The sequence below is a fragment of the Mesorhizobium sp. M2A.F.Ca.ET.039.01.1.1 genome (assembly GCF_003998035.1).
Classification (GTDB): domain Bacteria; phylum Pseudomonadota; class Alphaproteobacteria; order Rhizobiales; family Rhizobiaceae; genus Mesorhizobium.
In genome coordinates this window covers 1-1097 of record NZ_RZRY01001236.1, presented here as the reverse complement: position 1 = coordinate 1097, position 1097 = coordinate 1, and the positions used below count along the sequence as shown (strand labels likewise).

Sequence of the window (1097 nt, the reverse complement as noted above, 5' to 3'; positions counted from 1 at the left end):
TGCTCGACCATCCACGCCGCCACGCTGACGCCGTCGGCACGTCGGCAGTCGCCGACGAAGCGGTGATAGCGATCCCACGTCACGAATGTGCATTGAACTGGCCTTGAGGCGGCCAGGAAGCTATCCAGTGCCTCCGCAGATCGGCGTCCGCAAGGATATTCGAAGCCCTTGGCGTCCTCGCAATATTGCTTGCTCTCCGGGGCGTCGATGCCATTGAAACGAATCCTCTGCCCATGGATTTCGATCGTGTCGCCATCGATGATGGAGGCGACGCCGGTGATCGGCTGCGGCTTCGGCCCAAACCAGTTCGACGCATTGATTTCCGGCAAGCTGTCGCTGTGCTGGATGGCCGTTTGGGCGGCAAGCGCGCCAGCCGCGGCGACAGTCACGAAAATCAGGCGCCCCGGCACGCTTATCCAACGTCGAGCGCGGGAGCGCCTAGAGCCGCGCTTCAGCCAGTGGTCAGATCGGTTGTAGTGTCGAGATTTGTTCAAGCCCATTCCCCCACCCGGGAGGATTAAGGACGATTAAAGTCCAGCAGCGCTCTCAGGCCAACTATGTTGCGCAGCGCTGCAAATGCACCAAAAGAGTTATAAAGATCGTGGGGTCATTTCGCATTATGAGCATTATGATTGGAGAAGTGCGCCGCCGTATTGCGCCCAAAGGTGTTCACAGTCCCACGCCCTCAAGCTCGGCGTTCCTGGTTCCCCATATACGACCATTGCACCACGAACATCGTAGCCAAGCACCGATGCATTCGCAACAAACTGAATAGCGCGCCCCAGGCTGATGGCGCCGATCCTGGTTTCAACTTTGCTGGTGAGATCGATCACGCCGAAGATTTCGGCGTCTCCGCCTCTGCCCGCCAAAACAGCCGTCGATACCGCGTCGTTCACAGCAAGCAGCATCGCCTCTGTCCCTGTAACCAGCGCCTGCCAACTTCGATGTGCGAATTTCGTTCCGCGTCCTAAGAAACAATCTGAGGTAGGGTATCCGGTCAAGCGGCTCGCGCTTCCCGGTGCCAGGGATTCACCGGAAATCGGCAGGCCGGCGGCTATCGGTATTTCTTGCAATTGTTGAAGGTTCCGGAGCGCGCC

General features: G+C 58.8%; 2 protein-coding genes. Both read right to left on the bottom strand.

From position 1 onward, the window contains the following. A partial coding sequence (locus EOA24_RS38925; protein ID WP_245501981.1) for a thermonuclease family protein occupies nt 1-389 on the bottom strand: 389 nt, incomplete at its 3' end. Between the two features lie 237 nt (nt 390-626). Beyond that, nucleotides 627-1097, bottom strand: a 471-nt coding sequence (locus EOA24_RS43675; protein WP_245501980.1) for a hypothetical protein, incomplete at its 5' end; no start/stop codon positions are given.